The sequence below is a fragment of the Paraburkholderia rhizosphaerae genome, assembly GCF_004366595.1.
Taxonomy (GTDB): domain Bacteria; phylum Pseudomonadota; class Gammaproteobacteria; order Burkholderiales; family Burkholderiaceae; genus Paraburkholderia; species Paraburkholderia rhizosphaerae.
The window spans coordinates 73,146-97,594 of the sequence record NZ_SORE01000008.1; the positions used below are offsets into that span (position 1 = coordinate 73,146).

21 protein-coding genes and 1 riboswitch are annotated in these 24,449 nt (G+C 64.1%); of the genes, 12 read left to right on the plus strand and 9 right to left on the minus strand.

The window, feature by feature from the left end:
• Positions 1 to 87: 87 nt before the first annotated feature.
• The 3 genes from cobN to BX592_RS12430 are packed head-to-tail and all read left to right on the plus strand — an operon-like array spanning position 88 to position 5,647.
• On the plus strand, positions 88 to 3,900 hold the full coding sequence (gene cobN, locus BX592_RS12420) for a cobaltochelatase subunit CobN (RefSeq protein WP_134192078.1): 3,813 nt from the start codon (positions 88 to 90) through the stop codon (positions 3,898 to 3,900).
• Positions 3,897 to 4,976, plus strand: a complete 1,080-nt coding sequence (locus BX592_RS12425; protein WP_134192079.1) for a magnesium chelatase ATPase subunit I — start codon at positions 3,897 to 3,899, stop codon at positions 4,974 to 4,976. Before cobN ends, BX592_RS12425 begins: the two co-directional genes overlap by 4 nt.
• A gap of 26 nt (positions 4,977 to 5,002) precedes the next feature.
• Positions 5,003 to 5,647 carry a vWA domain-containing protein gene (locus tag BX592_RS12430; protein ID WP_243849502.1) on the plus strand — a complete coding sequence of 215 codons (645 nt, stop codon included), beginning with the start codon at positions 5,003 to 5,005 and terminating at the stop codon, positions 5,645 to 5,647.
• Between the two features lie 52 nt (positions 5,648 to 5,699).
• Here the strand turns inward: BX592_RS12430 and BX592_RS12435 are convergent, their stop codons facing one another.
• The 5 genes from BX592_RS12435 to cobG all read right to left on the minus strand — a co-directional run bounded on the left by BX592_RS12435 (position 5,700) and on the right by cobG (position 11,325).
• Positions 5,700 to 6,632 (minus strand): flagellar brake protein, encoded by a 933-nt coding sequence (locus BX592_RS12435; RefSeq protein WP_377681482.1) that lies wholly within the window; start codon positions 6,630 to 6,632, stop codon positions 5,700 to 5,702.
• A gap of 148 nt (positions 6,633 to 6,780) precedes the next feature.
• On the minus strand, positions 6,781 to 8,541 hold the full coding sequence (gene cobJ / locus BX592_RS12440; protein WP_134192081.1) for a precorrin-3B C(17)-methyltransferase: 1,761 nt from the start codon (positions 8,539 to 8,541) through the stop codon (positions 6,781 to 6,783).
• On the minus strand, positions 8,529 to 9,275 hold the full coding sequence (locus BX592_RS12445) for a precorrin-2 C(20)-methyltransferase (protein WP_134192082.1): 747 nt from the start codon (positions 9,273 to 9,275) through the stop codon (positions 8,529 to 8,531). Before BX592_RS12445 ends, cobJ begins: the two co-directional genes overlap by 13 nt.
• Positions 9,276 to 9,902: a precorrin-8X methylmutase gene (locus BX592_RS12450; protein WP_134192083.1), complete on the minus strand. Its 627-nt coding sequence runs from the start codon at positions 9,900 to 9,902 to the stop codon at positions 9,276 to 9,278.
• Entirely contained in the window at positions 9,895 to 11,325 is a 1,431-nt protein-coding gene (cobG, locus tag BX592_RS12455) for a precorrin-3B synthase (protein ID WP_279589184.1), read from the minus strand. The genes BX592_RS12450 and cobG overlap by 8 nt, the downstream gene beginning before the upstream one ends.
• Before the next feature lie 98 nt (positions 11,326 to 11,423).
• Positions 11,424 to 11,601: riboswitch (cobalamin riboswitch) on the minus strand.
• 196 nt (positions 11,602 to 11,797) lie between these two features.
• On the opposite strand from cobG, the gene BX592_RS12460 reads away from it, so the two are divergent.
• The 5 genes from BX592_RS12460 (at position 11,798) to cobM (ending at position 16,539) form a co-directional block, all read left to right on the plus strand.
• A complete protein-coding gene (locus BX592_RS12460) occupies positions 11,798 to 12,427 on the plus strand; it encodes a hypothetical protein (protein WP_134192085.1) in 630 nt (209 codons plus the stop codon).
• 72 nt (positions 12,428 to 12,499) lie between these two features.
• Positions 12,500 to 13,891, plus strand: a complete 1,392-nt coding sequence (cbiE, locus tag BX592_RS12465) for a precorrin-6y C5,15-methyltransferase (decarboxylating) subunit CbiE (protein WP_243849503.1) — start codon at positions 12,500 to 12,502, stop codon at positions 13,889 to 13,891.
• Complete coding sequence (locus tag BX592_RS12470; RefSeq protein WP_134192086.1) at positions 13,891 to 14,979, plus strand: cobalt-precorrin-5B (C(1))-methyltransferase; 1,089 nt, start codon at positions 13,891 to 13,893, stop codon at positions 14,977 to 14,979. Before cbiE ends, BX592_RS12470 begins: the two co-directional genes overlap by 1 nt.
• Complete coding sequence (locus BX592_RS12475) at positions 14,976 to 15,707, plus strand: cobalt-precorrin-6A reductase (protein WP_134192087.1); 732 nt, start codon at positions 14,976 to 14,978, stop codon at positions 15,705 to 15,707. Before BX592_RS12470 ends, BX592_RS12475 begins: the two co-directional genes overlap by 4 nt.
• 91 nt (positions 15,708 to 15,798) lie before the next feature.
• Positions 15,799 to 16,539 (plus strand): precorrin-4 C(11)-methyltransferase, encoded by a 741-nt coding sequence (cobM, locus tag BX592_RS12480; RefSeq protein ID WP_134192088.1) that lies wholly within the window; start codon positions 15,799 to 15,801, stop codon positions 16,537 to 16,539.
• An 82-nt stretch (positions 16,540 to 16,621) separates the two neighbouring features.
• Here cobM and BX592_RS33770 read toward each other — a convergent pair whose 3' ends face one another.
• From BX592_RS33770 to BX592_RS12495, 4 genes are all read right to left on the minus strand, one after another.
• Positions 16,622 to 16,759, minus strand: a complete 138-nt coding sequence (locus tag BX592_RS33770) for a hypothetical protein (protein ID WP_166676346.1) — start codon at positions 16,757 to 16,759, stop codon at positions 16,622 to 16,624.
• Positions 16,760 to 17,241: 482 nt separating this feature from the next.
• Positions 17,242 to 17,505, minus strand: coding sequence for a hypothetical protein (locus BX592_RS12485; protein WP_134192089.1), 264 nt, complete (start codon positions 17,503 to 17,505; stop codon positions 17,242 to 17,244).
• A 282-nt stretch (positions 17,506 to 17,787) separates the two neighbouring features.
• Positions 17,788 to 19,272, minus strand: coding sequence for a sodium:solute symporter family protein (locus tag BX592_RS12490; protein WP_134192090.1), 1,485 nt, complete (start codon positions 19,270 to 19,272; stop codon positions 17,788 to 17,790).
• Positions 19,269 to 19,499: a DUF3311 domain-containing protein gene (locus tag BX592_RS12495; RefSeq protein WP_134192091.1), complete on the minus strand. Its 231-nt coding sequence runs from the start codon at positions 19,497 to 19,499 to the stop codon at positions 19,269 to 19,271. Before BX592_RS12495 ends, BX592_RS12490 begins: the two co-directional genes overlap by 4 nt.
• Positions 19,500 to 19,831: 332 nt before the next feature.
• On the opposite strand from BX592_RS12495, the gene BX592_RS12500 reads away from it, so the two are divergent.
• The 4 genes from BX592_RS12500 to BX592_RS12515 all read left to right on the plus strand — a co-directional run bounded on the left by BX592_RS12500 (position 19,832) and on the right by BX592_RS12515 (position 24,435).
• Complete coding sequence (locus BX592_RS12500) at positions 19,832 to 20,503, plus strand: MarC family protein (RefSeq protein WP_134192092.1); 672 nt, start codon at positions 19,832 to 19,834, stop codon at positions 20,501 to 20,503.
• Between the two features lie 101 nt (positions 20,504 to 20,604).
• Positions 20,605 to 22,959 carry a putative bifunctional diguanylate cyclase/phosphodiesterase gene (locus tag BX592_RS12505; RefSeq protein WP_243849504.1) on the plus strand — a complete coding sequence of 785 codons (2,355 nt, stop codon included), beginning with the start codon at positions 20,605 to 20,607 and terminating at the stop codon, positions 22,957 to 22,959.
• Between the two features lie 92 nt (positions 22,960 to 23,051).
• Positions 23,052 to 23,969: an NUDIX domain-containing protein gene (locus BX592_RS12510; RefSeq protein ID WP_134192093.1), complete on the plus strand. Its 918-nt coding sequence runs from the start codon at positions 23,052 to 23,054 to the stop codon at positions 23,967 to 23,969.
• A 238-nt stretch (positions 23,970 to 24,207) separates the two neighbouring features.
• Positions 24,208 to 24,435, plus strand: a complete 228-nt coding sequence (locus BX592_RS12515) for a PAAR domain-containing protein (RefSeq protein WP_134192231.1) — start codon at positions 24,208 to 24,210, stop codon at positions 24,433 to 24,435.
• The last annotated feature ends 14 nt before the right edge of the window (positions 24,436 to 24,449 follow it).

Below are 24,449 nucleotides of genomic sequence, written 5' to 3' on the forward strand. Positions count from 1 at the left end.
GGCGCTAATCCATAGCGTGCCCCCGAGCGCGTCGCAAGAGCGGCGCGAACTGAACGAACGCGATACGAACTGAAAGGCGGCACGAATATGCATTTGCTGCGCACCACGCCGGGCGGCTTCGTCGACGATACGAAGGGCGTGATCCGGATCGATCAGCGACCCGCGGAGATCGTCGTGCTGAGTTCCGCGGACACGACGCTGTCGCTGCTCGCGAGCGTCGTGCCGCGCCTGCCCGCGGGCTTTCCGAGCGTGCGTCTGGCCAACGTCACGTATCTGCGGCAGCCCGCATCGGTCGACTTTTATGTCGAAGACGTATTGCAGCATGCGCGTGTCGTGGTCGTCGACCATCTGGGTGGAGAAGCGTACTGGCCATACGGCATCGAACAGGTGGTCGCGCTCGCCGAGCGCAAACAGCAGACGCTCGCGATGTTTTCCGGCGACTTGCAGGAAGATCCGAACCTGACCGCGCGCAGCACCGCGGACGCGCAACTGTGTCATCAGCTGTGGCGCTATTTGCGCGAAGGCGGTCCGCAAAACGCCGAGGCGTTTCTACGCTGCATCGCACATCGCGCGCTGGGCTTCGGTCAGGAGCCCGCGTTGCCGGTGCCATTGCCCGCCGCCGCGCTCTATCATCCGCGGCACGACACGCCGACTGTCGCCGACTGGCAAGCGCGCTGGCGCACCGATGCGCCGGTGGTCGCGATCCTGTTCTATAAGGCGCATCTGCAGGCCGCCAACACGGCGGTATTCGATGCGCTAATCGACGCGCTCGAAGCACGGCAGATCAATCCGCTGCCGATTGCGATCACGTCGTTGAAAGACGCGTTAAGCCGCGATGTCGTCGAAACGTTGTGCGAGCAACATCACGCATCGCTGGTGCTGAATACGACCGCGTTCGCTGCGAGCGCGATTGACGATCCCGCGCCGCTCGCGCTGGCGGGCGACGCGCCCGTGCTCCAGGTCATTTTGAGCGGCGGCAACCGCGCGGACTGGCTGCAGGACAATCACGGCCTGAACTCGCGCGACATCGCGATGCACGTCGCGCTGCCCGAGGTCGACGGCCGCATCATCACGCGCGCGATCAGTTTCAAGGGGCTCGCGTATCGATGCCCGCATACCGAAGTGGACGTGGTTCGCTACCAGCCGGACCCGGAGCGCGTCGCGTTTGTCGCGGAGCTGAGCGAGCGCTGGTGCCGGCTGCGCAGCGTCGTCAATGCGGACAAAAAGATCGCGTTGATTCTCGCGAATTACCCGGCAAGCGAAGGGCGCATCGGTAACGGCGTCGGGCTCGATACGCCGGCGTCGGTGGTCGGCATACTGAACAGGTTGCGCGACGAAGGCTATTGCGTAGCGGATAACCTTCCCGCTGACGGCGACGCGCTGCTGCGCGAACTCACGCAAGGCGTGACGAACGACCCGGCGGTGCGCGACTTGCGGCCCGCGCTGCAAAGCTTCGCGCTCGCCGACTACGAACAGCGATTCGCGCGCCTTCCCGCGTCGTTACGCGAGGCATTGAACCTGCGCTGGGGGCCGCCGGCGCAAGATCCGACGGTGCGGCGCGGCCGCTTTATGATCGCCGGCTGGCGTTGCGGCCACGTGTTCGTCGGCATCCAGCCTTCGCGTTCGCGCGAGCAGAACGACTACGCGAGCTATCACGACGCGGAACTCGTGCCGCCGCACGCGTATCTCGCGTTCTATTTCTGGCTGCGCGATCAGTTCGGTATCGACGCGCTCGTGCATGTCGGCAAGCATGGCAATCTCGAATGGCTGCCCGGCAAGAGCGTCGCGCTCAGCGATGCGTGCTGGCCCGATGCGATCCTCGGGCCGATGCCGCATCTGTATCCGTTTATCGTCAACGATCCGGGCGAGGGCAGTCAGGCGAAGCGGCGCGCGCAGGCGGTGATCGTCGATCATCTGATGCCACCGCTCACGCGCGCCGAGAGCTACGGCCCGCTGCAAGACCTCGAGCGGCAGGTCGACGAATACTACGAAGCGCTGATGGTCGATCCGCGCCGCGCGAAGCTGCTGAGGCGCACGATCCTGTCGACCATCATCGAACACCGGTTGCACGACGAATTAAGCATCGCGAAGCCCGCCGGCCAGGACGCGGAAGACGCGTTGCTGACACGCGTCGACGCATGGCTGTGCGAGCTGAAGGAAGCGCAGATCCGCGACGGCTTGCACACGTTCGGGCAGTCGCCACGCGGCGTGCAGCGGCGCGATACGTTGCTTGCGCTCGGCCGCTATCCGGTCGGCGATGGGCAACGCGCGAACGCCGGGCTGATTGATGCACTCGCGCGCGATTTGCGCATCGACCACCAGTTCGACCCGCTGAGCGCGGACTGGTCCACGCCGTGGCAGGGCGCACGGCCTGCGCTGTTGCAACAGGTCAGCGATGCGCCGTGGCGCCACAATGGTGATGCGCGGGAGCGTCTCGAACTGCTGGCAGGCGTGTTGATTGCCGGTTTATGTGATGTTCACGCGACCACCGCGACCACTCTTCCGCACGCCGCCGAATTGCCGCAGACAGCGCTCGTGTTGCAACGACTCCACGACGACGTGTTGCCACGGCTCGACGCCTGCGGCGAACAGGAAATGCGGCAATTGCAGCGCGGCCTCGAAGGGCGCTTCGTGCCGCCCGGACCGAGCGGATCGCCGTCGCGTGGACGCCCCGACGTGCTGCCGACCGGCCGCAACTTCTATTCTGTCGACACGCGCGCGATTCCGACTCAAGCGGCGTGGGCGCTAGGCGTGAAATCCGCACAGCAATTGCTGGAACGCCATCTGCAGGAACACGGCGATTACCCGCGCGCAATCGGCTTGTCGGTGTGGGGCACCGCGACGATGCGCACTGGCGGCGACGATATCGCGCAGGCATTGGCATTGATCGGCGTGCGTCCGAAGTGGGCGCCGGGCAGCCATCGCGTGACCGACTTCGAAATCATGCCGATTGCCGCATTCGACCGGCCGCGCATCGACGTGACACTGCGTGTGTCGGGCTTCTTCCGCGACGCCTTTCCGAACGTGATGCATCTGTTCGATGCGGCCGTGCAGGCGGTGGCGGAACTCGACGACGAACCCGGGCATCTGAATCCGATTCGCGCGCGCGTGCTGCGTGAACGCGACGCGTGGATTGCCCGCGGGCTCGACGCACAGGAGGCGCGCAAGCGTGCCGGCTGGCGCGTATTCAGTGCGCGTCCCGGCGCATACGGCGCGGGCTTGCAGGAAATGATCGATGCTCGGCAGTGGCAGACCGACGCCGATCTCGCGAATGCGTATCTTGCTCACGGGGGCTATGCGTATACGCAGAAACAGGACGGCGAAGACGCGCGCCACGCGTTCGGCACGCGGCTCGCGACGCTCGACGTAGTGTTGCAGAACCAGGACAACCGTGAACACGACGTGCTGGACTCAAACGACTACTACCAGTTCCAGGGCGGCATGGCCGCGGCCGTCCGGCATTTTTCCGGCAGTCAGCCGCAGTTGTATCACGCGGATCACAGCAATCCGAACGCGCCGCGTGTACGCACGCTAAACGAGGAAATCGCGCGCGTGATCCGCTCGCGCGTCGTCAATCCGAAGTGGCTCGATGGCGTGAAGCGGCACGGCTACAAAGGCGCGGCGGAGATCGCCGCCACCGTCGACTACCTGTACGGCTACGACGCGACCGCGCGCGTGATTGCCGATCATCAATATGCGCTGGTCGCCGATGCGTATCTGAACGACGCGGATACGCGCGCGTTCCTGCAAGCGCACAATCCGCACGCGCTGCATGGCATCTGCGAGCGCCTGCTCGAAGCGATGCAACGCGGGCTGTGGCTGGAGCCTGGCGCCTATCGCGAACAGATCGAGCAGCATCTGCTTGCGAGCGAACAACAGATCGAAGGAACACGAACATGAACGGAACCCATCGCGTAACGCCCGACGTCGCCGCAGCCAGCAGCGCGCCCGTGTTTCCGTTTTCCGCGTTACTGGGGCAAAGCGAACTGCAGCAGGCGCTATTGCTGGCCGCAATCGATCCGGGCATAGGCGGCGTGCTGGTGAGCGGCCCGCGCGGCACCGCGAAGTCGACGGCGGCGCGCGCGCTTGCCGAACTGCTGCCAGATGGCCGATTCGTGACGCTGCCGTTGAACGCGAGCGAAGAACGCCTTGTCGGCACGCTCGATATCGAAACCGTGCTGCGCGACGGCGCGGTGCGGTTTTCGCCGGGTTTGCTCGCGGCCGCGCATCGCGGCGTGCTGTATGTGGATGAAGTGAACCTGCTGCCCGATGCGCTGGTCGATGCGTTGCTCGATGCGGCGGCAAGCGGCATCAATACGGTCGAGCGCGATGGCGTGTCGCATAGCCATGCCGCGCGCTTCGTGCTGATCGGCACGATGAACCCGGAAGAGGGCGAATTGCGCCCGCAGTTGACTGACCGTTTCGGTCTGATGGTCGCGCTGCAAAACTGTTTCGATCCGCAGATGCGGCAGCAGATCGTCAAGGCACGGCTCGCGTTCGATACGGATCCACACGCGTTTCGCGAGCGCCAGGTGCGGCAGCAGGACGATTTCGTGCGCCGCATTCGCGCCGCGCAGGCCGCGCTGCCGCAACTCGTGTTCGACGATGCGGTGCATCAGCATGTCGGCACGCTGTGCATCGGCGCGCAGGTCGATGGGATGCGCGCCGACCTCGTGATGCTGCGCGCCGCGCGAGCGCTTGCGGCATTGGAAGCGGCGGACGCGGTGACGGTTGCGCATGTGGATCGCGTCGCGCAATCAGTGTTGTTGCATCGGCAACGAAACGGCGACGCGCCAGCGCAGCAGCACAACGCAGAGCCCGATCGGCAGAAGCCACAGAGCGGCGCCTCCGGCGCTTCGGGCAACACACGCGAGGAACCAGCTTCAGGCGAAAGCGATTGGGGCTATCTGCCGCCTGAACCCGTCCGCACCGCGCACGTAAAAGGCGTGATCCCGCTTACATCAAAAAAACGCTGAGCCATCGAAACAACGCCGCCGCTGGCGTGTCGCGCAGCGGTTTTCGATGGCCAGCAGGCAACGGCGCGGCGCACGCTCGCGGGCAATCGGGCACACGCATCGAATGGCCGCGCACGCTCGGGGCCAAAGGTCCGCACCCGCTGCGTGCCGATCATCTTCGCTTTGTGCGCGAAGCGCCGTCGCGCGGCGCGCTGCATTGTTTTGTGCTCGACTGCTCCGGTTCAATGCTTGCAAACGCGCAACTCGCGCTGGCGAAAGGCTTGCTCGTCGCGCTGTTCGGGCGCGCACGCGCTGACCGGCACGAGGCCGCGCTGATCTGTTTCGGCGGCGTGAGCGCGGATCTTCGCTTTGGCCCGGCGATTCCGCGCGGCTGGAGCGAACGCTGGCTGAATCCCATTGGTGGCGGCGGCGGAACGCCGTTTGTGCCGGCCATCGAGCGCGCCGCGCAGTTGCTCGCGCGCGCGGCGCAGCGCAAGCCCGCGCAGGCGCGTTGGCTATGGGTGCTGACGGATGGGCGTAGCGGCGGCACGCCGGCACGCCCGGACGACGCGGACCGCGTCGTCGTGATCGACTTCGAAAGCGGTACGGTGCCGCTCAATCGATGCGAGCAGCTCGCCCGGAGGTGGGGCGGCGAATGCTTGACGCCCGCTCGGCTGATCGCGCGCCCGTAGGCGGCTGGAAAGCACGCTGGCGCCACCGCATTGGCGGATTGACGCACCGCCATTAACGCACCCCATTCGACCAATGCGAAATATCGTCGATCCGGTCGAACACAAACGACTTCAACGCGAGTTGCTGCGCCGTATCGAGATGCTCGAACTCAAGCCCATGCGATGCGAGTCCATCGGCCGCCAGCGCAGCTTGCGCGTTACGCACGATCGCAGTGGTTTCGATCAGCATCTCGGTGTCTTTCGACTGCAGGCGGAATGACACCCGCACCCGCTGTCCGACCTTGCCGATCAGCCACGGCGTACCGAACGACATGCCGAGCGCGCTGATCGTCTGCATCACGCCGAGTCCTTCGTAGCCGTCGCCGTCCGGGTTCAGCCCGAAGCGCACCGGCAGTTTCGCGCGCACGCGAATCGACTTGCGTTCGCGCAGCCGCCGGATCACGCCGGGCTTTGACAGCACGACATAGTCGAACGGTGAATGGCAAACCGCGTCGACCGTGCAGACGAAACGGAACACCGCCTGACTCGCAATCGCGACGATCTCTACGTTTTCACCCACCGTCAGCGATAACGCGCGGCCGTCGACGAGCGGCGGCATCACAAACACCGACTGATTCGGCGCAAAGCCGATAATCCGGCTCGGATGCATCGGGCCGCTCGCGTTTTGCGGCCGCAGGCCGATCAACGCGCCGATCGACAGATGCGTGTCTTTCAACGACAGCGGCGTGTCTTCGTCGTCGGCGCCATGCGATTTCGCGGCGGACGGTGAGTCCGGCGTTTCAACCCGATCGCCGCGGCGCGGCTTGAAATGCTCGAATAGAAAGCGGCGTTCATCGGCGCCGATAACGACCGCGCCGCGCTCGAACAGCAGCGAACCGTCGGCATCGACGATCGGCCATTCGAGCGGCGTGCCGATCGGCACGGCATCGATGTTCAGGGGCGCGGAGGATGCGGCGATGGCCGGCGCGGCGACGTTTTCGTCAATTTGCATGGCGGCGTGGATATTCAAGGATGAACGGTTATCCGTTGATATCGTCCGTCGCTGGATGAGTCGAGATAGGGGAAATCCCTAGCAGTTGTGCGCGCAATCGCGTTGCATAACGCGCAGTCGGCGCTGCGCCTCACCTGATGCGTCATCGATACCAGCGCGGCGTGTAAACCCATTCACGTTGAGCGCTGTGCGTGTCCTGAGTTGAACGGCGCGCAAAGCCACGCGTCGTGGACGAACCAATGATCACCATTGTGCGCATATCGACATCCGTGGATTTCAGCTCGCCAAGTGTCGTCGTAACCAGCGATGCGCCGGGCCGGCCGATATCGCGTCCCAACACCACCCTGGTGTGCGGCGCTCGCGTTGCACGCACGATGTCGAGCGCCTTGTCGAGTTGCCACGGTCGCGCACGCGACACCGGGTTATAGAAGGCCATCACCAGGTCGGCTTCGACCGCATGCGCGATACGTGTTTCGATGATCGACCACGGCTTCAGATTGTCGGATAGCGACAGCATGCAGAAGTCGTGACCGAGCGGCGCGCCGGCCTGTGCGGCGGTAGCCATTGCCGCCGATACGCCCGGCACGATATCGAGTTCGACGTCGGCCCAGTCCGGCTCGCCAGCGGTATCCAGCGCTTCGAGCACGGCCGATGCCATCGCGAACACGCCCGGGTCGCCGGACGACACCATCACGACGCGCCGTCCGCTGCTTGCCAGCTCGAACGCATGACGGGCGCGCTGCATCTCTTCGCGATTGTCGGTCGGGTGAACCTGCTGGTCCGCACGGAACGGGCCGGCCATCTCGACATAGGTCGCGTAACCGAGGATGTCGGTTGCCTGCGCGAGCGCGGCGCGCGCGGCCGGCACCATCAGGTCAGCGCTGCCGGGACCCAGGCCGATCACGGTCAACCGGCCACGTGCGCGGCCGACCGTGTCCGGGTCGACCGGTTGGTCGGCAATGGCCAGTGCGATGCCCGTCGCGGTATCGACGACGGTGCAATTCGACGGCAACATGGCGGTGCTTAGCAACGCGCGAGACGATGCGGCGCCCGCGTGCTCGCCAGCGACGCTTGCGGCCGCCGTGAAGCGCAGTGGCGCACCTAGCGCATCCGCGGCTTGCGCAAGCGTTGTGTTGCCGATGCCGGTTGCGGGCGCAACGATTGCCGCGAGCGCCTGCTCCGCAAGTCCGTGCGCGGCAAGCGCATCGCGTATGCGGTGCACTGCATCTTCGCTATCCGTTAGCGCAACGACCACGCTGCGCGGATGAATTACCAGTTCGTCGGTGTTGCCGTTCCATGCGAGCGGCGTGATGCGGATCGCGCGCGTTGCATGCGGCGCACGCGGCAGTTGCGCATCGTCGAGCCAATGCGCGTCGCCTTCGACGCGGGTGCTTTCACCGGCAAGCAGATCGGACACGAAACGCTTGCCTTGCACGAGACTCGCGAGCGCATAGCCTTCCGGCGGATTCAGCACACAGGTGCCAAAGCGCAGCTCGCCGCTGGTCGTGATCGCGGGCGGCACGTCGAGCACCGCCGCGATCTCGCGCGCCATCACATTGACGCCCGCGAGACCGCCGAGCAGCGGCACGACCGCGCTGCCGTCTTCGGCCACCGCGAGCACCGGCGGCTCCGCGCCTTTATTCGCGAGCAGCGGCGCGACACAACGGATCACGATGCCCGCCGCGCACAGCGCAATGATCGGCGTGCCGCTCGCATACAGTTCGCGCAGGTGCGCGCCCAGTTCGTCGTACACGATGTCGCCCGGATCGGCTTGCGCATCCACTGCGACGCGTCCGCGCAGCCGATGCACACGCGCATTGGGATAGCAGGCTTGCAAGCGGCGCGCAGTCGCGAGCGCGCTGCCGCCGAGAATCAAAATCGCAGGCGGCGTTACCCTTGCCATTTTTCCCCCGGCACGACGAGCAACGAAAAGTACGGCGACGCCATCGGATCCACATCGGCAAGCGGCACGATGCGCTGGTTCGACATCGTCGCGCGTTCGACGTAGAGCGCGCGCTTCGCCAGCCCGAGTTCGTCGAGCACGCGACGCACCTTGTCGAAATTACGGCCAAGCTTCATGATGACCGCCGCGTCGGCATCCTCAAGGCGGCGTTTCAATTCCGCTTCGGGCAGCACGCCGGACAGCACCGACAAAGTCTGATTGCGATAGACGAGCGGTGCGCCGAGCACGGCCGCGCCGCCCAGCATCGAGCAGACGCCCGGCACGACTTCGGCTTCGAAGCGCGGCGCGAGGCGGTCATGCAGGTACATATACGAGCCGTAGAAGAACGGATCGCCTTCGCAGATCACCGCGACATCGCGGCCGGCGTCGAGATGGCTCGCGACGACTTCGGCCGCGGTGTCGTAGAAGTCGGCGATGATCGCTTCATAGGACAGCGGCGGCTCGAGTGCCTCGGTGGTGACCGGATAGACGAGCGGCAGGCGCACTTGCGAATCCGACAGATGCGTTTCGATGATGCCGAACGCGTTGCCCTTTTTCCCTTTCGCGACAAAGTACGCGACCACCGGCGCGCACCTCAACAGGCGTAGCGCTTTGATGGTGATCAGTTCGGGGTCGCCGGGCCCGACGCCCAGTCCGAGCAGACGGCCGCGCGCGGCGCTAAATGGTTGGGTCAACTATTCTTCCTCCGACGCAAGCGCATTGACGGCGGCGGCGGCCATCGCGCTGCCTCCGCGTCGGCCATCGACGACCACATACGGCACTCCGCGGCTGTCGGCGGCCAGCGCGGCCTTCGATTCCGCCGCGCCGACGAAGCCGACCGGGAAGCCGAGAATCAGCGCGGGGCGGGGCGCGCCCGCATCGAGCATCTCGAGCAGATGGAACAGCGCGGTCGGCGCGTTACCGATCGCGACGACGCTGCCCGCCAGATGCGGCCGCCACAATTCGAGCGCGGCCGCCGAGCGCGTGTTGTTCAACTCGCGTGCAAGGGCCGGTACCGTCGGATCGCCGAGCGTGCACAGCACGTCGTTCGACGCCGGCAACCTCGCGCGCGTGACGCCTTCGGCGACCATGCGCGCATCGCACAGAACCGGCGCGCCGTTTTTCAACGCGTCGCGCCCGGCGCGGCCCGCGCCGTCCGAAAAGCGCAGACTGCCGACGATGTCGACCATACCGGACGCGTGAATCACGCGCACCGCGAGTTTTTCGAGGTCGGCGGGGATGCACGACAGGTCGGTCTCCGCGCGAATCGTCGCGAACGACTGGCGGTAAATCTCGCTGCCGTCGCGGATGTAGTCAAGCATCAGGGGGACTCCTCGTCAGTCGATCGAGTAGATCGGCTGCGTGTTCGATCGTCAGATGGCGGGCGACGCAGTCGCCGAACGCGGTGCTGGAGCCGCGTGCGGCGGTGTTCGGCTGGCCGCGTTGGTATAGGTCGTAACGGCCGGGTTCGACCGCGAGCAGTGTAAACGGCACCGGATGCGCCGCCGCGCACGAGCGCGTGCAGCCGCTCAGATGGACTTCGGCAGCGGCGGGCAGGCGCTGCGCGAGTTGTCGCGCGTCGGCCTTCGTATCGGTGTGCGACTTTGCGCAGCCTGGCGAACCCGCGCATGCGATCAACCGCGCGAACGGCTGTGTACGGTCGCATGCGAAGCCGAGCGATGTGAGCCCGTCCGTGACCGCCGGTGCAGCATGTGTGTGGACATCGGGCAACAGAACGCTTTGCCATGGCGTCATTCGCAATGTGCCGGTGCCCGCTTGTTGCGACAGCGCGGCGAGCGCGCGTAGCGTCGATGCGTCGATACGTCCGAGCGGCGGCGCGCCGCCGGCATGCGACATGCCGGGTTCGCGCTGCGGATGCGCGCCAAAGCGCAACGACGGTTGCGCACGCGGCCGGCGCCATGCGGTGACGCACGCATCCCGTAGCAGCGAAAAACCTGCGCGAGCTTCGACCCGTTCGAGAACCGCGGCAGCCGGCTGCCGCGCGAGCACCTCGCGCATGCGCGTATCATCCGGCGCCGCCATATCCAGAAACGTGTGCAACAGCGCATCGATCAGCGCAATGACGTGCTCAGGCCGCACCGCCGCGAGTGGGGCTTCGTCAGTCGGTGCGATTGGCGGACAGCCCGCGAGGCCAAACGCGAAACGCAGGCCGCCGTCGCCCGCATCGCCTTGCAGCGCGGCGAGCCAGATGTCATGCGGATGTTCAAGCATCGCCAGGTGTTCGCCGCCGTCGAGCAGCAAAGCGAATTTCGGCGAGAGCGCCGCGAAGCGCGCTTCGCTTTGCAGCAACGCGAGAATCTGCGAGGCGAGACCGGTTGTATCGATCAGCGCGCCGCGATCGTGACCAGCGGTGGGGCTGATCATCAGATTGCGCACATCGTCGGCTGCCGGGTTGGCCAACTGCGCACGCGCCGCTCCTTCGTCCGCCGGCGCATGCGGGCCCAAACCCGACGCGAGCAGTCGCTCGATCAACGCGTGTTCTTCGCCCGCGCGTACTCCGCGTATTTGCAGATTCGCGCGATTCGTGATTTCGACGACACCGGACGCATGCGTTTGCGCCGCATCGGCAATCGCGCGTGCGTCGGCGGCGCTCAGCGCGCCGCCCGGCAGCCGGATCCGGCAGATACCGCCGTCGCGGGCCGCGACGATCCGCAGCAGACCCGGGCAGGCTGAACTGCGGGGCTGGCTGGCGGAGTGCGCGGTATTGGCGGGGGCGTGGTTCAAATCGATCACCGGGTTAGCGTCGCGTGACGGCCCGGGCGTCTCTCGCCGCGTATGCGGCGAGCGAGCTCGGCATCGGTACACCCCGCCCGATGTTGGCTGGCACGACAGTCTGGCCGGCAGGTCTCCTGGCTCGCAGGTCATGGTCCGCACCAGCCTTCCCGGTTGAACCAGTGGCGGTTGAGATGTGGACTCGCTGCATACAGTTGCGGGGGCAGCCACGTGGTGATGCGTGTTCCCTCTTCGGCCCCGAAGGGCACCGGCGACGCCTCGTATTATGCCCTGATTCGGTACGCGCAATCGCGCCGGCGGCGTTGCCGGAGTAGTACGCGGATAGCGCCTGCTAGCCTGACGCGCGAGGAAAATGGGCTCATCGTCAATGCGCAAGGAGGCACATCCACCCGGTCCATTCGATCGCATTCTTCAGTATCAAGTGTCCGTCCACCGAACAATTTGAACTTTGAAGGAATCGAAAATGCAGACTTTTAACACCTATGGTAATCCGCAGATTCAGTTTTACGGCTACGACTCCGACGGCAGCAGCGCAAACCAGGCCACGCGTCAGCCGCCAAATGGAGTGCCCGTTTCGCGCAATCCATCGACTGCCGGCGCACAACGGGACGACGGCGGTCAAGCGCGGATCCTCAACAAGGATCTCGCTCTTTTGACGCCCATCCAGAACCGGTACAACGCGCTGTCCGGACAGATATCCGGCGTCGCGGCGGACGTAAACAGCCTGAAGGGCGATGTCGCCGGGGTGTCGGACCAGGTGGGCGGCGTGAAGAGCGACGTCGCCGGGGTGTCGGCGCAGGTAAACGGCCTGAAGGGCGATGTCGCCAACGTGACGACGCAGCTGGGAGACGTGCAAAGCGGTGTGACCAGTATCGAGGGCAAATTCGCTGGCGTAGCCAAAGACATCGGCCAGATCGACAAGAACATCGATACGCTGCGGAACTGGACCGAACAGAACAGCCGGACGCTGTCCGGCATCGATACGAAACTCGATAACATCGATACCAGGATTCAGCAATGTTGCGTCAGCAAGCACACGCCGGCTCCGACTGGCACTGAAAACACGAATAAACCGGCATCTGTGACCACGTAACCGGCCTTTTCGACGCAAGCGCCGCGCGAGCCAGCGGGCACTTCCGCCCGCTGCCCCTCATTTAATCGCGAGTTGAAAGCCGTCGCCGCGCGCATTGCGCGCGCGCAGGCAGCTAGGTCGCTTTGGTTCGAAGAGAAACCGGAGCGCGCCGCGAGCGCTGTATCATTGCTGTTCTCCTGGCGACCTCGCTTCATATCGATGTCGACGAATTCATCGCAGCAACCCGGTCCGCAATTGGCTCCACGCAACGAAAACGGCAGCGCGCCGGTTTGGCTCACCGTCGTGGGAATTGGCGACGACGGCTTCGCCGGTCTTACGCGCGCCGCACGGCGTGTGCTTTTCGACGCGTCGGTGGTCTACGGCGCGCAGCGTCATCTGGCGATGCTGCCGGCGCGGCTGCGCGCGCGCCGCGAGCGCTGGCCGAGTCCGTTCGACATCGAGCCGCTGCTTTGCGAACCGCACTTGAACGTCTGTGTGCTGGCAAGCGGTGACCCGATGCTGTTCGGCATCGGCGCGACGCTGGCGCGCCACGTCGGCGCAGAGCAGATGCGCGTGCTCCCGGCGCCGTCTTCGCTTTCGCTCGCCGCCGCCAAACTTGGCTGGCCATTACAGGACGTGGCGACGGTATCCGCGGTCGGCCGTCCGCATGCTGCAATCAACGCGGCGCTACACGATGGCGCGCGACTTTTCGTGTTGAGCAATGATGGCGCGACGCCGGCCGCGATTGCCGCCTCTGTCACTTCGCGAGGTTTCGGCGAAACGAAGATAACCGTCTTCGAACACCTTGGCGGTCCGCTCGAACGCCGTATCGACGGCTTGGCGCACGCGTGGGATACAGCGGAATGCGCGGCGCTGAATCTGATCGCGCTCGATTGCAAGGCCGGTGACGATCGGCCGCGCGTCGCGTTGACGCCCGGCTTACCCGACGATGCGTACATCCACGACGGCCAGTTGACCAAACGCGACGTGCGCGCACTCACGCTCGCACGTCTCGCTCCCGCGCCGCGTGAGCTGCTATGGGACGTCGGCGCCGGTTGCGGCTCGATCGGCATCGAATGGATGCGCGCGCATCCATCGTGCCGCGCGATTGCGGTCGAAGCGAATGCGCAGCGCCAGCGTTTCATCGAACGTAATCGCGAGGCGCTTGGCGTGCCCGCGTTGCAACTCGTTGCCGGTGCGGCGCCTGCCGCGCTCGCGGGACTCGCTACGCCCGACGCGATATTTATTGGCGGCGGCGTAACCGCGCCCGGCGTGTTCGATGCGTGCTGGAGCGCATTGAAGAGCGGTGGCCGGCTGGTAGCGAATGCGGTGACGCTCGAAGGCGAAGCCACGCTGACCGAATGCCGCAAGCGGCACGGCGGCACGCTGACACGCGTCGCGCTGGCCGACGTCCAGCCATTGGGCGGATTTGAAACATGGCGGCCGGCGTTGCCAATCACGTTGTACGAAACCGTCAAACCCTGATGCGCGACGAGACGCCCGAACAGCCGGCGCCGTTGCGCAGCGGCTATACCACCGGCAGTTGTGCAACCGCGACATCGCTTGCGGCCGCGCGGCTGCTGCTCACCGGCATGGCCAGCGACGCGGCCGAGATCGTGCTGCCGAAAGGGCAGCGCGTGACGCTCGCGCTGACGTTCTGCCGCACGAGCGGCGACGGCGCGCAAGCCGGCACGGTCAAGGACGCGGGCGACGACCCCGACGTCACGCACGGCGCTGTCGTGTTCGCGCGCGTGAAGTTGCGCGCGCAACCTGGTGTCGCGTTTCACGCGGGGCCTGGCGTCGGCACGGTCACGCGCGCGGGTTTGACACTGCCGGTCGGCGAACCGGCGATCAACCCGGTGCCGCGCCGGATGATGATCGAACACCTGACCGCGCTTGCTGCCGAGCACGGCTATGCAGGCGGCTTCGAGGTCACGATTGGCGTCGAGGGCGGCGAAGCACTCGCATTGAAGACGATGAATCCGCGGCTGGGCATTGTCGGCGGGTTGTCGATTCTCGGTACGACGGGTATCGTGCGGCCATTTTCGTGCTCCGCGTATATCGCGTCGATTCATCAAGGCATCGACGTCGCGCGCGCGAATGGTTACACGCATATCGCGGCCTGCACCGGCAATGCAAGCGAGGATGCGATGCGCGAACTCTATCGTTTGCCGGATATCGCGCTGATCGAAATGGGCGATTTCGCCGGTGCGGTACTCAAGCATCTGCGGCGCGCGCCGGTTGAAAAGCTTAGTCTGTGCGGCGGTTTTGGCAAACTCAGCAAGCTGGCCGCCGGGCATCTGGACCTGCATAGCCGCCATTCGAGCATCGATTTGTCGCAGCTCGCGGATTGGGCGGCCGCGCGCGGCGCAGCGCCGGCTCTGCAACAGGCGATGCGCGGCGCGAACACCAGCCAGCAGGCGCTCGCACTGGCGCACGACGCCGGCGTGCCGCTCGGCGACATCGTGTGTGCGCGCGCGCTCGACGTGGCGCGGGAGGTGGTGCCGGATGAGGTCGGGGTCGAAGTGTTCGCGATCGATCGCGCGGGCCATTTCGTGGGTACCGCACGATGACGCGCATTCTGCTGCTAGGCGGGACAGGCGATGCGCTGCAGATTGCCCGCACGCTTCGCGCATCGGATGTCTACAGTCTCGCGGGAATCGGCAAGGTTCCGGTTGATCTGGCTTGCGCGGTGCGCGTCGGCGGTTTTGGTGGCGCGCACGGGCTGCACACGTACCTGGTGAATGAGCGCATCGGTTTGCTGATCGATGCGACACACCCGTTCGCTGCCCGCATCAGCGCAAACGCCGCATCGGCGTGTCGCGACGCGCAGGTGCGCTATTGGGCGCTGCGGCGCGCGCCCTGGCAGCCGCAGGCTGGTGACGACTGGCACATGGTCGATAACTGGCCGCAAATCGTCTCGGCATTGACGCGCTACCGGCGCCCGCTCTTTACGCTTGGCCGCGAGCCACTCGGACATCTCGACGAAATTCCGTCTGATCAATACTGGGTCGTGCGCTGCCTCGAATCACATGCGGGCAATGCGCGTGCGTCGGTGATCGGCGCACGCGGGCCGTTTACGATCGACGGCGAGCGTGCGTTGTTCGCCAGCTATGACATCGATGTGATCGTCACGAAGAACAGCGGCGGCAGTGCAACGGCGGCCAAGCTCGACGTGGCACGCGAACGTGGCTTGCCGGTTGTGATGACGCGGCGTCCGGAATTGCCGCCGGCCGACCGCGAATTCGACAGTCCGGCCGCGCTATTGCAGACGTTGCGGGAGCTGGCGCCGCATCGCTGAATCGCCGCGCTGATATGTCATTGCCTGAATGGCAGCAGACGGACGCAGCGAGGCCGTTGCGGCCACAACGATATTTCCGGAGTCCTGATTCATGACAGTGTTTTTTATTGGCGCCGGGCCGGGCGACCCCGAGTTGATCACGGTGAAAGGGCAGCGCCTCGTGCGCACGTGCCCGGTGATCCTGTATGCGGGTTCGCTGGTGCCCGATGCGGTGCTTGCGGGGAACGTCGCTGAAGTGGTGATCAACACTGCGGAGCTCGACCTTGACGCGATCGTCGCGCTGCTCGCCGATGCTCACGCGAAGGGGCAGCATGTCGCGCGCGTGCATTCGGGCGATCCATCGCTATACGGCGCAATCGGCGAGCAGATCCGGCGGCTGCGCGAGCTGCGCATACCTTACGAAATTGTGCCCGGCGTGACGGCGACGGCCGCATGCGCGGCGACGCTCGGCTGCGAACTGACACTACCCGACGTTTCGCAGACGCTGATCCTGACGCGCTACGCGCGCAAAACGTCGATGCCGGAAGGCGAGGAACTGGCCGACCTGGCCCGTCACCGCGCGACGATGGCGATTCATCTCGGCGTGCGGCATATCGCGCGCATCGTCGAGGAACTGATACCGCACTATGGTGCCGATTGCCCGGTGGCTGTGGTGTACCGCGCCAGCTGGCCCGACGAGGAGAAGATAATCGGTACGCTAGGCGATATTGCAGCAAAAGTGCAGGGCACCGACATCGAACGCACCGCGCTGATACTCGTAGGACGTGTGCTGACCGCCGAGCACTTCGCTGAATCGACGCTCTACGCCAAGGGGTCAGCGGCTGACGACTGACCCGGTTTTGAACGGTACGCTTCGTCATGGCCGACGAAGAGTCAGCGTCGGACGCCGACGCTGACTGACCATGCAGCTTTAATCAACCAGCGGCGACACCCGACGGTCCAAAGCCGTACGTCAGGCCGGAAACGTGCAAGTGGGTAACGTTGCCCTCGTCGTCGTTACGGGTCGCGTTACCGGTCAGGTGCCAATGCTTGCCGCCGCGATCGATATCCACCGTCGCCCTGTCTCCCTTGATTCTGACCTGTGTGTCGTCTGGGCCTGGGCGATTGGACCTGGTGTCGCCTGATTTGAGCCAATTCATGTCCTTTGTTCTCAGGCCACCGGATATTCCGAACGCCGAGTCCCGCGCGGGACCCCCGATAGCAGGTTTTCCCGGTTCGGAACTGGATGAGTGCCGCAACTTGCCTGCGTCCCAGACTTGCGAATCTGCCAACATTGCGTTGTTCATTTGTGAAGTAACTTGCATGGTTGCATCCTTCCTGAAAGGGAATAATCCGGATTGGGCAATTCAACTGACAGACATCGAAACATCGTCTAACGCGAGATAACCTCCGCAGGTTGTGCACACGTCTCCATTCTTTATCCGGAGTTGCCTCATCAGGTGGTATCGGGACAGGCTCGCAATGAAACGCGGGGGGCCGTTTCAGCATCAACGAAAATGCTCACATGCATCGATCCGTCCTCCCGCGTCCACGCTCATTTGGAACCGTAGATCATCGTTTTATCGACGTTATCGGCGCCGGTTATCGTCGACGAAAAGATCGTGCCGTCCTTCCTGTAGTCCAGCTCGAACCCGACATGCCCGTTAGCCGATTTGTTCTGGCTGAGAATTTTTTTACCATCTTCGTCGTAATAGATGTACTGGCCCGCTTGTCCGCCAGCCCCGCTCGGATTGAATTGAACCTGCTTCTGTCCATTAGCGTAAGTGTTTGGGGCTGGTGGTATGTTCGAAACGTTCATCTGATACCTTTGTTTAATTGAAGTGAAATGAAATACGATAAGTAAATCTATGGATTTACGAATGCCTATCAAGCTAGTTCAAGAAGACCTCCCTATCGTCGCGTGACATTAAGGACATTCTTGCTTCATGCCGCAGGCATCAGGTGGTGTGCTTGTACGCGAAACGCGTGACACGGCCGTTGGCGAATCAGCGCAGGCGGGGAGGGGCTGATCGGACTTCACCCGCCCGGCAGTCAACCGGCGGGTGAAGTCCGAACTGGAGGACGGGGAGAGCGCGAGAGATCAACGCGTACGCGCGCCCGACTGCTCAGCATGCAATTGCGTTTGTGTCACCGCACTAACAATAGCCAGCACGATTACGTTCAACGTGAGCGCAAGAAAACCGATATTCACGTCTTTCAGCATATCCGGCAGGAAAGGCAGTAGCTGACCGACGCTCAGATGCATCACGCTTGTCGCCGCGACGACCAGCACGCCGACCGCGATGCCGCAGAACGCCCCTTGCTTCGTCACCCGATTACCCGGTGCGAGGCTGCAGACGAGGGCCGGAAACAGTTGCGTGACGAAGTTGTAGCCCATCAGCAGCAGCGCGACGATCGTCTCGCCGCCATGCAGCGTGAACAGTACCGCGACGAGTGCGACCAGCGGCACCAGCATCCGCGCGAGCCTCGCAACGACGGCATCCGGCGCATGCCGCGCCAGCGCGCCGCGATAGATGTCGTTGGCGAGCAAAGTGGAGGCGGTGGTGAGGATCATCGAGCCCGGCACCAGCGCGGTCAGCACGCCGGCCGCACCGACTACGCCGACGAACCATGGGTCGAAGGTCTGGAGCGTCAGCCGGAACAGCGACAGGTCGATATCGCCGCCTTTGAGTCCCGGCACCCGCAGCGTTGCCGCGAAGCCGACGAAAAACACAAACAGCAAAATCAGTTGATAGATCGGCAGCACCATTGCATTGCGGCGGAAGATGCGTTCGTTCTTTGCGGTAAACACCGAGCCGAACGTATGCGGCCACATGAAGAAGCCGAGCGCGGTCAGCAGCACAGTCGACTGGAACCATACGATGCTGGTGCCCGATCCTTTTTCCGCGAGCGTCAGAAAGCCGGGCCGTGCGGCATCGATCGCACGGAACATCTCGCTGAAGCCGCCGTAATGGTGAATTGGCAGATAGATGCCGAGAAACAGCACGACCCCGAGAATCAGGATGTCTTTCATCACCGAGTTCCACGCGGAGCCGCGCACGCCCGATGCGATCACGTAGATCGCGACGACCACGGCACCGATCCAGATTGCCGCCGATGATGAAATCGCGCCATACGACGTAGTCGCGACAATAATGCCGAGCCCCTTGAGCTGCAGCACCAGATACGGAATCAGCGCGGCAACGTCGACCACCGCTACCAGCACGCCAAGCGCACGACTATCGTACTTGCGCGCGAAAAAGTGGGGCTGCGACACGAGCCTATGCGTTTTTGCAAAACGCCATACCGGCGGCAACAGCCAGTACGACAGCACATACGCGAGCGTGGCATACGCAAGGATGTAATAGACAGGCGCGCCTTTACCGTATGCAAAACCGCTGCCGCCAAGAAACGTGAAAGTCGTGTAGATCTCGCCGGCCATCAGCAGGAACACGAACGCGGTGCCGAAGCTGCGTCCGCCGACGGTCCACTGTTCCAGATTCATATCGTGGCCGTGACGCGCGCGTATGCCCAGATACAGCGCAAACAGCGTTACCGCCGCAATGATTACCAGTGCTGTGCTCATCGGCGGCCCTCCGCGGCGGCATTGGCCGCGCCAGGCTCAACGGGCTCGCGGTTGACCGGATCGAGCCGGTAGATGATCGCCATGATCACCGCGCTGAGCACGACCCACATCACGATCCAGGCGAGTACCAGCGGCATGCCGAGCATCAGCGGTTCGACACGATTGACAAACGGAACGCCGAGCAGAATGCCGATAAACGGCAGCACGGCGAGCAGACGGTAGGACATAGGCATCTCCTCGAACGATAACTGCGTTGCGGGTCGATACGTGATCGGAAAGCGGGCCTGCGGGTCCGACTGTATGCCGCCTTGTTCGCGTACGCCAAGCGATCAAAAATGTGAAGGAGAATTGAAAGCTATGCGGTGCAGATGAAGGCACGCATACCGGATGCCCGGTCGAATGCGTTGGCCGCGTGCGACTTTCGCGACCCCCGCTCGTAGCAACGCATTTCGCATGCAGCGACGGCGGTGCGGGCCGGTAACGGTACACTGTGCGCGGCGCGCCCGCTTCGGACCACCGGACGCGGACCGTATGAAATCTGAACGCGGACCTGAAAAAAATGATAACCAGCCTCGTCTCCGAAATCCTGTTTGGCTTCACCGGCTTGATCAGCATCATTAATCCGTTCGCGATTGCGTTCGTGTTTCTCGACCGTACCGAAACGCTAACGGTCGAAGAGCGCGCGGCGCTTGCAAGGCGCGTGTCGATCAACGCATTCTTCGTGCTGATTGTCGTATTCTTCATTGGTACGCCCGTGCTGCATTTTTTCGGTATCTCGATCGAGGCGCTGCGTATCGGCGGTGGGCTGGCCGTGGCGGTTAGCGCGTGGAATATGCTCAATGCTCCCGAAACGCGCGCCGACGTCTCGGCCGCGAAGCCGGTCGATCCGGACAATGCGATGTCGAAAGCGTTCTTTCCATTGACGATGCCGCTCACCACCGGGCCCGGTACGATGGCGACCGCGATTGCGCTCAATGCGAACCGCACACACAAGCTATCTGAGTTCCTGCTGTCGTCGATCGCCTCGGTGGCGATCTCGGTGCTCGTGATGCTGGTTATCTATTTCACGTACAGCCGTTCGGCGTATATCGCGCACTTTCTCGGCAAAGAGGGAACCAAGGTCGCTTTGCGTGTGTCGGCGTTTTTGCTGTTATGCATTGGCGTGCAGATCATGCTGACCGGTTTCTCCGAATTTCTTGCCCCGCTTGCGGGGAACTCGCCTGCTTCGTGACGGCTGCGTTGCAGATCTTGAATTCGCATCGGCGTTAGCGTAAACCCGGGTGTTTGAATCGCGTTCGTTTGCCGTTGTCGCGTTGGGGAGCGCACAGTTCGATGAACCGCCAGGATACCGCAGACCGGATGACCGACAGCCAGCCTGATAACAGGTCCGACCGCGAGGCCGGCTCCACGCATAACAACGGCGGCTATCGGTCGACCGTGGCCGCCCAGGTGCTCGAGTCGGAGCGCGCGGTGTTGCGCCTGCTGACGCGCAGCGCGCCGTTGCCGGAGCTGCTGGCCGAGGTGTGCCGGCGCGCCGAGGCATTGCTTGGAGACGGCGCCGCGTGCTCGGTGCTCGTGCTCGACCCTGACGGACGTCATGCGAAAGTCGGCGCCGCGCCGTCGCTGCCGCCCGCGTATTGCCACGCGCTAGGCGGCTTCGAAATCGGGCCGCGCGCCGGTTCCTGCGGCACCGCGATGTACGAGCGCCGCATGGTGGTCGCGGAAGATATCGACGGCGATCCGCTGTGGACTGATCACAAACATCTCACTGCGCCACATGGTCTGCGCGCGTGCTGGTCGATTCCTTTCGAAGACGAAGCGGGCGGCGTGCTCGGCGCGTTCGCGGTCTATCACTACGCGCCGCGCCGGCCGACCGACGTCGAGGAAACCATTTTGCGCGACATCGGACGCAGCGTCGGCCTCGCGATTCATCAGGACCGCATTCGCCAGCGCCTCGCGCAAAGCGAGGAGCATCACCGGCTGGTCGTCGATCACCTGAACGAAGGCATCGTCGTGCAATCGCGCGACGGCGAAGTGCTCGCGTGCAACCCGAGCGCGATGCGCATGCTGCGCGCGACGCCGGCGATTATCGGCGCGAACATCCACGACGTGTTGCTGCATGCGCGGCGCGAAGACGGTTCGGTGATCGAAAGCCCGGAGCGGCCGACGCTGAAGGTGCTGTCGACCGGCAAGCCGGTGCTCGGCGTGACGATGTCGGTCGAGCTCGCGATCGGCGAGACGATCTGGGTGATTGCGAACTTCGTGCCGATTTTCCGGCCCGGCGAGCCGGAGCCGGGTGCCGTGCTGGTGTCGTTCAACGACATCGGCCCGGTACGCGCCGCGCAGCGGCAGCTAAAGTATCTGGCGACGCGCGATCCGTTGACGGGGCTCTACAATCGCGCATATCTGTCCGACCGGATGCGCGATCTGCTCGGGCCGCCCGCAAGTGGTTACAGTGGCGGCGAAGTGCCGCGTGTTGCGGTGCTATTCGTCGATCTCGACGGCTTCAAGAAGGTCAACGATACCGCGGGCCACGAAGCCGGCGACGCGCTGCTGTGTAGTGTCGCGCGGCGTCTTGCCGCCTGCGTGCATAAGGGCGATACGCTCGCGCGCGTCGGCGGCGACGAGTTTGTGATCGCCGTGAGCGGCTACGAAAGTGCTGCACACCTGACCGCGCTCGCGCGCCAGATCCTCGAGACGGTCGCGATGCCGTTTGCGGTGGCGGACAACGAATACTATCTGGGCGCGTCGATCGGCATTAGCGTGTGCCCGGAAGACGGACGCGACGCGACCACGCTGATGCGCAATGCCGATTCCGCGATGTATCAGGCGAAGCAGCGCGGGCGCAACGGCTTCGAATTCTTCACGAAGGAATTGAGCCAGCAATTGCAGCGACGTTTCGCGATCGAGCAATCGCTGCGGCGCGCGCTGGCTGCCGACGAACTGCGCCTCGTGTACCAGCCGATCGTCGATGGCGTGAGCGGCCGCACGATCGGCGCGGAAGCGCTGATGCGCTGGCACAACGAAGCATTGGGCGACGTCTCGCCGATCGAATTCATTCCGGTCGCCGAGGACACCGGCCTGATCGTCACACTGGGCCGCTGGCTGCTCGAGCGCGCGTGCGCGCAGGCCGCCGAATGGCGCAAGACGATCGCGCCGGATCTGACGATCGCGGTGAACCTGTCACCGCGGCAGTTCAACGACGGGCTCGTGCAGGAGGTCGCGCAGTCGCTGTCCGCGGCTGGGCTCGATCCGGGCGCGCTCGAACTGGAGATTACCGAAGGCCTGCTGATGAGCGAGCGCGCGCCGGTGATGCCGATGCTGCATTCGTTGTCGCGGATGGGCGTGCGAATTTCCGTCGACGACTTCGGCACCGGGTATTCGTCGCTGTCGTATCTGAAGCGGTTTCCGCTGCATAACCTGAAGGTCGACCGGTCGTTTGTCGCCGGCTTGCCGGATCATCGCGACGCGGTCGCAATTACGCATGCGGTGGTCGCGATGGCGCATTCGCTCGGGATGAATGTGACGGCGGAAGGTGTCGAAACGTCCGCCCAATCGGCGTTTTTGCGTTCGATAGGATGTGACCGGCAACAGGGGTATCTGTTTGGACGGCCGGTTGCGCCGGGCGAATATACGCGGCGGCTGACTGAAGTGGTCGGGCAGGGGGGGAACGCAGCGGCGGGGTAGCGCTGTATCGCCGTGTCGCCGTGTCGGTCATGTTCGCGTGCGGGTGGGTGTCGTAACATGCATAAGGTTCGACAACCGGAGCGGGACACGACATGCCGTTCAAATCACTGGACGCCGCCGCCATCGAAGCATCGTTGAGCGGGGAGACCCGTCAATATCTGGCCGGTGCACTGAAGCGGCCGCAGCCTCTGGTACATATTGCCGACGCGGATATCGAGGTCGGCATCTCCCACTATGAACAAAGCGGGTTTGAACCGGCGCATCGCCATGCGCGTGCGAAGGAATACCAGTACGTGCTGTGCGGGATGACCGAGTATCAGGACCTCGATACCGGCGAGGTGCATCGGTTTCGCTCGGGCGATTTCTATGTGATCTATCCCGGCACCGCATACGTCCAGCGCATCAAGCGCGACACGCGCATTCTGTTTTTCAAGTATCCCGCTGGCAATGACAAGGAAAGCGTGCCGATGACGCGGGCGATCGATACGTGGGCGCGCGAGGCATTGCGTGTTACGCGGGTTGATCTGAATGCTGGTGGAGGACGCGCGGGGGCTGATGCACAGCCGGTGCCGGCCGCGAATTCGCTGAAGCCCGCGGTGGCGGTCGCGGTGTTCGATGCGGCGAGCCGGCTGCTGCTCGTCAAGCGACGCGACAGCGGCTATTGGGCGATGCCCGGTGGCACGATGGAGTTGACCGATTCGCTCGAAGGCTGCGCGCGGCGCGAGGTGCGCGAGGAAACCGGCGTGGAGATCACGATTACGGGAATGGTCGGCACCTATACCGATCCGGCCACGATCATCGTCTATACGGACGGTGAAGTACGTCGTGAATTTTCGATTCTGCTGGCCGCATCCTCTGTGAGCGAACACCTTTCGCACGATGACGAATCGACTGATGTGCAGTGGGTCGATCTCGACGGGTTAGCGCGATTTCCGATGGTCGTTGCGCAGGCAAGACGTGTGCAGGACGTACTTGCATGGCGCTCGAGTCGCGCCGTGTTCATCCGGTAAAGCCGATTGCGACGCGACGCATGACCGATCGCCGCGCTGTCGGATTTGTTTGAACAACCATCTTAAAAATTGCACCACTCCTCGCCTGCTGCTATAAATCGCCGGTCAATATTTGTTCGCATAACAAACTGAATCAGCAAAGCAAGGCCTTTTTGCGGGAAGGGAAAGGCAACAGGCTTTCCTGATATCGGCGAAATCCGGGAGTCGTTGCAGCGTGAGAGACATACGGGGCCGTGAGATGGCGCGGCTGGGCGACACCACCGACCACGGCGGCGTGGTGATCGAAGCATCCAGCGACCTGATGCATCAGGGTAGGCGCGTTGCGCTGAACGGCCACCTCGTCGCGTGTCCGATGTGCCATGGCACTTTTCCCATCGTCGCCACCGGCAATCGCACCCACAAGGGAGTACGCGTTGCCTATCTCGGTGACCGGACGACGTGCGGCGCTACGCTGATGCGCGCGTGAGGTCCGTTACGCAT

Excerpts from the sequence above, each read along its gene's own strand:
- cobN (WP_134192078.1), top strand. The coding sequence starts at position 88 with ATGCATTTGCTGCGCACCACGCCGGGCGGCTTCGTCGACGATACGAAG.
- BX592_RS12425 (WP_134192079.1), top strand. The coding sequence starts at position 3,897 with ATGAACGGAACCCATCGCGTAACGCCCGACGTCGCCGCAGCCAGCAGC.
- cobJ (WP_134192081.1), bottom strand. The coding sequence starts at position 8,541 with ATGGCAAGGGTAACGCCGCCTGCGATTTTGATTCTCGGCGGCAGCGCG.
- BX592_RS12450 (WP_134192083.1), bottom strand. The coding sequence starts at position 9,902 with ATGCTTGACTACATCCGCGACGGCAGCGAGATTTACCGCCAGTCGTTC.
- BX592_RS12460 (WP_134192085.1), top strand. The coding sequence starts at position 11,798 with ATGCAGACTTTTAACACCTATGGTAATCCGCAGATTCAGTTTTACGGC.
- BX592_RS12470 (WP_134192086.1), top strand. The coding sequence starts at position 13,891 with ATGCGCGACGAGACGCCCGAACAGCCGGCGCCGTTGCGCAGCGGCTAT.
- BX592_RS12475 (WP_134192087.1), top strand. The coding sequence starts at position 14,976 with ATGACGCGCATTCTGCTGCTAGGCGGGACAGGCGATGCGCTGCAGATT.
- cobM (WP_134192088.1), top strand. The coding sequence starts at position 15,799 with ATGACAGTGTTTTTTATTGGCGCCGGGCCGGGCGACCCCGAGTTGATC.
- BX592_RS12485 (WP_134192089.1), bottom strand. The coding sequence starts at position 17,505 with ATGAACGTTTCGAACATACCACCAGCCCCAAACACTTACGCTAATGGA.
- BX592_RS12490 (WP_134192090.1), bottom strand. The coding sequence starts at position 19,272 with ATGAGCACAGCACTGGTAATCATTGCGGCGGTAACGCTGTTTGCGCTG.
- BX592_RS12495 (WP_134192091.1), bottom strand. The coding sequence starts at position 19,499 with ATGTCCTACCGTCTGCTCGCCGTGCTGCCGTTTATCGGCATTCTGCTC.
- BX592_RS12500 (WP_134192092.1), top strand. The coding sequence starts at position 19,832 with ATGATAACCAGCCTCGTCTCCGAAATCCTGTTTGGCTTCACCGGCTTG.
- BX592_RS12505 (WP_243849504.1), top strand. The coding sequence starts at position 20,605 with ATGAACCGCCAGGATACCGCAGACCGGATGACCGACAGCCAGCCTGAT.
- BX592_RS12510 (WP_134192093.1), top strand. The coding sequence starts at position 23,052 with ATGCCGTTCAAATCACTGGACGCCGCCGCCATCGAAGCATCGTTGAGC.
- BX592_RS12515 (WP_134192231.1), top strand. The coding sequence starts at position 24,208 with ATGGCGCGGCTGGGCGACACCACCGACCACGGCGGCGTGGTGATCGAA.